Annotated in this window: 7 protein-coding genes; 2 read left to right on the forward strand and 5 right to left on the reverse strand. The window is 57.7% G+C overall.

The features are described from left to right. Positions 1-50: 50 nt before the first annotated feature. The 5 genes from XI05_RS10650 to XI05_RS10670 all read right to left on the reverse strand — a co-directional run bounded on the left by XI05_RS10650 (position 51) and on the right by XI05_RS10670 (position 4,849). A complete protein-coding gene (locus tag XI05_RS10650; protein WP_271501212.1) occupies positions 51-869 on the reverse strand; it encodes a hypothetical protein in 819 nt (272 codons plus the stop codon). After that, complete coding sequence (locus XI05_RS10655; RefSeq protein WP_271501213.1) at positions 862-1,488, reverse strand: hypothetical protein; 627 nt, start codon at positions 1,486-1,488, stop codon at positions 862-864. Before XI05_RS10655 ends, XI05_RS10650 begins: the two co-directional genes overlap by 8 nt. A 485-nt stretch (positions 1,489-1,973) precedes the next feature. After that, positions 1,974-3,293 (reverse strand): HAD family acid phosphatase, encoded by a 1,320-nt coding sequence (locus XI05_RS10660; RefSeq protein ID WP_271501215.1) that lies wholly within the window; start codon positions 3,291-3,293, stop codon positions 1,974-1,976. Positions 3,294-3,327: 34 nt separating this feature from the next. Then, a complete protein-coding gene (locus XI05_RS10665) occupies positions 3,328-3,669 on the reverse strand; it encodes a hypothetical protein (protein WP_271501216.1) in 342 nt (113 codons plus the stop codon). Positions 3,670-3,820: 151 nt separating this feature from the next. Beyond that, positions 3,821-4,849 (reverse strand): DUF3616 domain-containing protein, encoded by a 1,029-nt coding sequence (locus tag XI05_RS10670; protein ID WP_271501218.1) that lies wholly within the window; start codon positions 4,847-4,849, stop codon positions 3,821-3,823. 255 nt (positions 4,850-5,104) lie between these two features. On the opposite strand from XI05_RS10670, the gene XI05_RS10675 reads away from it, so the two are divergent. Together XI05_RS10675 and XI05_RS10680 are read left to right on the forward strand one after the other, a co-directional pair. Next, a complete protein-coding gene (locus XI05_RS10675; RefSeq protein WP_271501220.1) occupies positions 5,105-7,609 on the forward strand; it encodes an MBL fold metallo-hydrolase in 2,505 nt (834 codons plus the stop codon). Between the two features lie 44 nt (positions 7,610-7,653). Then, on the forward strand, positions 7,654-7,944 hold the full coding sequence (locus tag XI05_RS10680; RefSeq protein ID WP_271501222.1) for a hypothetical protein: 291 nt from the start codon (positions 7,654-7,656) through the stop codon (positions 7,942-7,944). Positions 7,945-8,454 lie beyond the last annotated feature (510 nt).

The following is an 8,454-nucleotide window of genomic DNA, read 5'->3' on the forward strand; positions in this document are numbered from 1 at the left end:
TACTTGGAATTCGCGTAGGAGGGCACCGGACCCATGGCGGGGTGGCCGCGTCAACCCTGGTCAGCATGCGACTTCTTTGAAGGAGCGTAGTAGCCCAACAGCGTATCTCGGGCCGCGTTTATTTTGGCGGCCATTTTTTCGTCTCCCGTCTTCATATCGGGATGATAGATCTGTATCATGTAAGCGTGCCGTGTTCTCATTTCGGTTTCTGTCGCCCACACCGGAAGTTGCAAGGTGCCAAAGGCGGCTACAACATCCTCATCGATATTTAGTTTTCTGGCGGCCGTGCGACTGAAGCCATCTACGGCGTGGGTCGCCATCAACCTAAGACGTTCCTCGTCTTCCGGATCGACTGGAAATTCTACGTCATTCCAAAGCTTCTGCCACGTGCGCTTGAGCCAAGCCGGCGTTGCCGCCTTGTCCTGCATGCCTTTGATGCCGCGCACGACATTCTTCGCCTCTTTTCTCACCTTGGCTCGCCTCTTCGCCAAAAAGCGGTCAAGCCGATCGCCTTCAAGCCCGGGCCTCGGCTGAGTGCGAACTGCCGCCCGAAGCGCTTCCAACCGCGTGATGACCCTCTGGTGCTCGGAAATTACCAAGCCCAATTCCGTCATCGCCTTGTCGAACGAGCGGATTACTTCCTCGAGCTCCTTTTCGGCCCTTGCTGCGTTGTCGGAGTCCCAAATAGCGTCTTGAATATAGTCTTTGTAAACTCGTACCCATCCGTTCAGAAGCTCTTTGATTTTGAAGTAAGTGACCTTTCGATCCAGCGCTACTAGATCGATTGTGTGAGGAGACCGGATTGCAGGCAGGTTACTGCCCGACTGCAGAACCAGCGTAGACAGGTCACGGGTTACGACCTCAGTCATGGCGCGCTTCCGAGGAACCTGGCTGTAAGACCTGAATAGGTACTTCGCTTACTCCGGCCAAACTTCGCAGTTTATCCGTATTGGCGAGGCTCGCCGGAATCGAGGCAACGACCGCACCTTCGCGGAATCGGTCCAGGACCCATCTCCCCGCGGCCTCCGCCTTCGCCGAGTCCGGATCTGTCATGGCAAGGTTCGACGGGCTACCGCTCAGCCCCCACCATCGGCTCGCAATACCAATGAGCAACTCAGTCTTTGCGGCGGGAGACATCTCGAATTGTTGAATTGCCTCAATCACCGCTCGTTCTATGGCCAGGAGACGACTTTGCTTGAGCAAGATCAGCCCGACCCAGATTAGAAATGCTGTGGCAATCGCAGCAACACCGATTTTGACTACAACGTCCCACGGAATTCCCTGTGAGAGCGTAATGGAGCTAGGCCCGAGGACTACGTCTTCAATAACACGCCAGAGAATGACGAGAGCAGCGACAAAGCTGAGGAACGCCAGCACCAGGTGCATTCCCTCGGCTGCCGAGAACGTCGAGGATTTGCCCTTCCGCGGCTCTCGCGTTTGCGCCGAGGGCATCTCTGCCGCAGGGATCGACTGCGCTTCGTTCGCCATGGATAGACTACCGGTTCACCAATACACCTCGTGGAGGACAGTTATTCACGCTCACTGCCCCAGGCATCAATCTCTTGTCCCGAAAGCACCCCGCTTTAGGGGGCTGCCCCGGCCGGAAGTGCGACTGCGTTTTTCTCCCAAGATCCATAAAGTGGATTCGGCAGCAGGAAATAGTCCTTGCCCATCATCGGCACGAGCGACGCAGTGCGCGCTTCACTTTGGGTTATGCAAGGAAAGTCGAGCACGTTGTCCCCGACCGAAAAAGCAATTGAATGGGGGTGATCCCAAGACGTTTTTGCTGTGCTATCCGCGGCCCAGCAGCTTTCAGCAATCCCATTCGTCAACAGCTCGCGGCGGCGATCCTTGTCATTCTTGTAACCGGCGCCTCCGCATGCGGACGTAGACACAGCCGTTCTGTCAGCGGATGTCCGAGGGAGAATGCACAGCTTGTGCGGGTCGGCGGTGAGAGCGCCGGTCCCGCCAATCTAGCGCTCAAGATTGCTGAGGTTTGTTCGAACGCTTTGCTCGACCTCGGCTTCGCGATCGAGCTCTCGATTGGTGATGACGACGATCTTGCCGTTGTTAGCGAGAACGTGGCGAATGAATTCCAATGCTCCAGGTACCGCACCCGCAGCGCTCCGTCGAATCCATTCACGCCAGCGCTCATCGACATATCCGAGTCCCAAATATTCGTTCTCTAGCTGGCCAAATGAATTGTCGAAGATGGTTTCGTCGGCATCCATGACGATAGCCCAGTTGTCGGCGGGCGGCCTCGTCTGGATTTCGTCAAACCGCTCGCTGGCCCGCGCGTACACAAAGCGCGTCAGCAATGCCAATTCTGCGGACCGCCGGTACCATTTCAAACCTGTGGTCATCTCGCCCTTTACAGGATGGACCTGTGGCGCATCGGGAATCGTCAGCTCAACAAGGACCGGGCAATGATCGGAAGGGGCCTCATTCGCCCCTTCCCGGTAGCGAAACTCGCGGAAGCTATCAGCGACGAACAAGGGGGCGCTGCGTCCGTTGAGCACGATGAAATCGATGAACAGATCGTCCCGGCCCCGACACCGCGCTGGAGTGCCTCGAGCTGTCGTGCGCACCAAGTCCCGCGCTCCTCCGCCGGGTTCGTCTAACACCGACCAAAGCCCTGGCTCGTTTTGCAAACGGCGATTGAAATCGCCCATGATCGCGAAAGGAATGCCCTCGTCAGCGCGTTTGTTGATCCATTGCAACTTGAGGACCCGCGCTTGCTCAAAGAGAACCCTGCAGTCTTCCCTTGCCGAGGCTTCCGGCTCCGAATGACAGCCGGACTTGAGATGGACGGAAAGCAGCCGAAGCGGCACACCCGTATCGAGTGAGATATCCACGCCATAGCGGTGTCGGCCGGTGGCGCCAATATCAAGCTCGGTAACATCCGGATTGCGGATATAGGCCACCGATTTGCGGATCGCAAAGCCGGTCAGCTGTTTGGTAATGAACTGACCGGGAAGGCCGGCACATTCGCGCTTTTCGCCTTCCGGCGGCACGGTAGATATTTCGATGGACCAGGTCTTTGGATCGAATACCCGCGCCAACGCTGCACCGCTCTCGACTTCCTGTACGGCGACGATATCTGCCTTGAGCTGCTCCGCGTAGCTCCTGAGCAAGCCATAATCCGCCTCAGTGCGAGGACGACACCCCGCTCCGTCCTTCTCCGCCAGATGCTCGAGGTTCCAGGTTGCCATCGTAAGTGCGCTGGCTTTGCCGACCACCGTGGTGGAGAGCATCACACAAATGAGCAGCGTCAATTCGACGCGAGCACGCATGACTAACCTCCAGCGAGCTTGGCGAGATCGATCATCATTGACGCGACAATTCCTGTCGACGCTCCGCACTCAGAGGCTGTGTGCGGGCTCGTTCGATAAAGGCCGATGCGGCGGCGTTACCGTGCTTCTCGTATCGGATTTGAAGTGGCTTTTCGTTTCGCAGTATGCCGAGTACGCCATCCAGCATTCCGATAGGAAAGTCCATTACGATATACTTCTTGTCGGCACTCAAATACGGCTCGCGAGGTGGCCTACCGGTGACATACAGGTATCCTGCAATTTCGTTGCCCTGCAGAAGCTCGATCCAGCCAAAAACTTCGTTGTTTGGGCCGTTCATCAACGTCAGTTCATGACGATCAAACGTGTTTGTCTTCACGTCGTCTGAAGCACAAGTGAAACAGGAGCGGCCAAGCACAAGACTAATGCAATCGCCAGACGTCGCGGCATTGTCTTCCCCGCCTTTTCCGGTAGATCGTCATTCTAGATTGAGTTGCATGTCGGTATCGCTACAAGAACGGCACTGGTTGTTACGGCTCCGGTATGTCGACGACAACGGGCTTGCCTTCCTTCGCGCCGTCGAACAGCACGAGCAATCTTATTCCCGACGTCCCCTGGTCGAGAGGCAGGATGGCCTCGGGCTTGTACTCAGCATCGCTGATGACGGACGAAATCTCCTTGAGCTGGCGCACAAGGGAACTTCCGCCATTCCACCAATACACCGCATATGAGCCGGGCCCATCGGCGGAGGGGCCGGAGAGGATAAGTATCCCGTTCTGATAGACAGCAAGATCGCGCACGCCTTGTCCATCGCCCAGCCGTAGCGGATAGAGCTTGGCATCGAGATCGCCGTTGCCGAACAGCGCGGCCAGCGAGACAGAGAGTATCGCGGCGCATCCATCATCCAACGTCGGCCCACGGAATCCGGCTAGCAGCCGGCCCTCGCGGATCGCTATGCCTTCGATGGTGACGCCGTTATTCTCGAGCCGCCTATCAAGAAACCGGCGGAGCATGGGCTCCGCCGAGATGGCCTCGCGCAATCTCGCAGTCGGCGTAACCGCATCGACTGCACCGTCCCGGCCAACACGAAAGCGGATGATCCGGCTGCTCGCAGCGATCTTTGCATTGATTTCGGCATCGTCGCGGCCGGCTTTTAGCTTCCTCTTCCGGTCGCGAGGATGCCCGTGTGAGCCGGTGACATAGTAGAGGCCGTCTGCAAAGGCGACCCCTTCGCCGTCGAACTCAATCGGTTTGTCTGCAAACCTATCGGTGATCAGTGTGATCGATTCACCGGCCCTCAGCTCACCATCGTCAATCGTGACGAACTGGGCTTCCTGCCGCTCATCGTCGATGACAACGCAAGTGCGAGGAAAGACTTGACCGCTCCGGCAGGCGATGCCGCTAACATTCTCGGATTTGTCGCCGCCCTTGCCGACCAATTTGCCCTTGACTGGCCATGAGTCGCCATCTTGGGCCCGAGCGGCGGGGACAATGGCGGGCGAGAAAGGCACGGCGAGCAAAGAAACAGCGAAAAAAGCTATAGCAAGGTAACCACGCATGGAGGCTTCTCCTCGGTGGCGATGACGATGCTTCCAGACTGTTCTCGACCTCAGCAGCCACGCGTTGACCTTGAGCGCCGGTTCCTGCGCGCGAGGTGTGCGCTATTCCGGACGCAAAAGGAGAGAGCACGGGCTCTCAGCCTCAAAATGTGATTGATCTAATAAGTCTTGATCTTGGTAGTACCTGATCTAAGCTACAACCTCTTTCAAGCACGTTCAAGGCTTATATCGAATTCCATTTCAGTGGGGGGAGTCATGAAGCTATATCTCTTCGACATGGGATCGAAGATCTACGGCGATTGCATACTTGCAGTTCATAATGATCGCACGATCCTGATTGATGGAGCCCACCCCGGTGACTGGCAGAGTACGGGCGATACGCCGTCCATCCCCGAGCAACTCGCAAAGGTTTTGCGCAGACCGCCGTTCGAAATCGATCTGCTTGTCGTAACTCATTGCCACTCGGATCACATAGGATGCCTCCCGAAGATGGTCGCGGATGGCACGGTCACGTTCAAGCGGGCGTTGGTGGCAGATGAAAATCTAGGATTTCCGACCGATGCAGAGGACGCCGCGGTCGACGCCGTCGCGGCGAAGGTAATCGCGGCCATCGTCGAGGAGCCTCAGCCCGATTTGCAGGGTCCTGCGCTTGATCAGTTTCTTACAGATGCGGCCAGGCTGGCCGACAATTACGCGGCGATGCTATCCAAGCTCGAAGAGGACGGAACGAAGATCCTTCGGTATACGGGCCCGAGTGCCAAAATCAGGCAGCTCGAGAGGGAGTTCTCGGACTTTGGTCTGAAGGTTTTGGGGCCGACCAAAGAACATCTAGAAACATGCAGGGACGAGTTGGCGAGGCTAAAAAGGAGGGCGCGACGTGCGACTGATAGTCTCAGGCAAAGAGACGCCGCGCTCGACGCTAGCGACATCTACCAGATGCTTCTCACCAGCGCAGCACGGGGGGCCGACGCAGCGACGGACGAACTCGCGGAATTCCTCGACAGGGTAGGACCGGGAGCGGCGTTGAACGATCAGAGCATCGTGTTGTCCCTTGGCTCGGAGCAACAACGATGCCTCCTTACGGGCGACATGCAACTGGCCGTCCCGGAAGTGTCTGGTTTGGACGAATCGATGTCTCAGCTTCTCGAAGCTATCAAGCAAGCAGGCCCCTACCGCTTCGTGAAGTTGCCCCACCACGCATCCTACAATGGGTTCGACGAGACCGTCCTCGACGCCGTAAAGGACGCCCCTGCTTTCGGAATCTCAACGGGGAGAGGTGATCCGAAACATCCCGATTCCGGAGTTCTGAGGCTGTTGAAGAGAGTCTCTGATGATCACTCCTGGGCCAGAACAGACCTGAACGGCCGGCTTGCGATCTCATTCAGAGGCTCTGCCGTTGAGATCGGAGTGGATGATGGCGAGTTGAACGACGCTTCGCCCAACGCGAGGGATGTCCTTCCCGAACAGCCTTCCGAGACTGAAACCGAACCGCCTATGCCTCGCGTGCTTTCCGAAGGCGGCGCTCCCCCGCGAACCGGAGCGGAAGTCATCCGACGGACCGTTTCGGATCTGGTCGAGGTGACAGCCAAAATTCCGCACACGAAAACGAAAGTCACTATCACGATCGAGGTAGAACCGGGAGAGACCGATATCGCGGAAATCCGTCCGCAGCCTGGCGACAAAAGGTCGGTTGCTCCGCCACGAGACCTTCCGCCCCTGTTAGTCGTGACAAACTCGAAACGTTTGGCGGACAACATCGGTCGAGCAGAGGCCGCCGGTGTTCTGGCGACGTTCGGCGGGCGTCAGCCGGTAGTGGATTTGGCGCGAGAGAACTCGCCATTCGATGCAATTCGTCGCGAGGCACGCAATTTGTCGGTGAAGGGCGTGGTCATCGTCGGGGGCTATGACGTCGTCCCCTCTGAAAGGTACGACACGCTTCCACCAAGCCTACGAGCGAGTATCGGACCGAGTGCGCGCAACGATCCGGACAATTTCATCGTGTGGAGCGATCAGATCTATGGCGACCTTGACGGGGACGGCCTAGCCGACGTTCCGGTCTCACGCATTCCCGACGGGCGCACGGCCCGCCTCGTGCAAACCGCGCTCGCCGACAGTCCAGCGGCGACCGCCACCCGCTTCGGGCTTCGGAATTACGCCCGACCGTTCGCGGATCACGTCTATACAGGGGTAGGCGGAAGGGAAACCATGTTGACTTCCCAGGCGGTAAGCGCGGACGCGGTGGTCTCAAACAGTCTTTCCGCCAAGCTCATCTACCTGATGCTGCATGGCTCCGACACGGACAGTTCGCGTTTTTGGGGCGAGACTGCAGGAAGTATGCTCGAGGCGCTGACCGTTAAGAACATTCCAGACCGCTGCGGAGCGGTCGTGTTCTCGGGATGCTGTTGGGGCGCCCTAACGGTGCGCACCCGAGCCGATGTTTACCGGGCTGGCGATCCGATCCAGGTGGTCACGCCGGCACAGTCCATCGCCCTTTCATTCCTGATGGCCGGCGTATCCGCCTTCGTCGGCTGCACAGGCGCTCACTACTCGCCGATCGACGGCAATTTGGATTATTTTGGCGCGCCGCTGCACTCCTTATTTTGGCAGCACATGGCCTCCGGAAAGAAACCCGCAGAAGCGTTGTTCCAAGCCAAGATCGACTACATCCGCGGAATGCCCCATGGCAGGACCAAAATCGAGGAAATTGCGATCGAAAACAAGATTTTGAGACAATTCACCTGTCTTGGATTAGGCTGGTGAGGGACTATATTGGTATTAAATGATTCATCGGATCGGAGGTCGCTATGGCCGGAAAATCGGACTATTTCAGTGGCGCCCTAGAGGGGTGGGAACCAATTGATTCACCCGCTCGAGGCCAAGACGCGGCGGCCCGCCCACCGGAAAAACCGGATCGGGTGGCTCAGGAATTCGTTAAGGTCGCAAGGAAATATGCGTCCGACGCCGTGATCAAAGATGAGCGGACGTCCGAACATTCGACCCTGGTGCGCGCCAAGAAGAAGGGCTCGGTCGATAACGACGTAACCGCCAAGACCTTCGTCGTCTCTGGAAACAAGATAGTGGGGTCTCAGGGTTGAAGTCAGGGGTGGCGATACCTGCGTCCTCCCAACGATTGTCGTTCCTCCGTAGAGGAAAGCCCCAAAAGGAATGCTCGGTCGGCTGATCACGCTCACCAACTCTTCGACGCTATCGAGCCCGTCGACTTGGGCGCCCGCATTGCCTGAACGTCCCGCATCGGCGAACTTCGTGTCGTGCGTAATTGCGCGGTGCATTAGTCGGCCACGACCCAGCTCAAAAGTGCCGTTCTCCCTTCGCCTGTTCAGAATGAGTGCGCTCGACACCTGGCCGACGCAAGTCTGCTTGAACAACGTGTCACAAGCCAACCCGCTCGGGCAGATTGCTATCTTAGCCCGATATTATTCCCGCAGTTTCACACGGAAAGCCATGTGCAGTGATCCCTCGTGCCGGATCGCCGGAATGAATGCCTGTGGCGTCAGGGCCAGACCTTGTTGAGGATATGCGCAAGCCGCGCGCCTGCCTTCGCCAGCTGCTGGCGTTTGAGGTCATCCTGCTTCTGCACATAGGTG

This window comes from Bradyrhizobium sp. CCBAU 11357 (assembly GCF_028128865.1).
GTDB lineage: Bacteria > Pseudomonadota > Alphaproteobacteria > Rhizobiales > Xanthobacteraceae > Bradyrhizobium.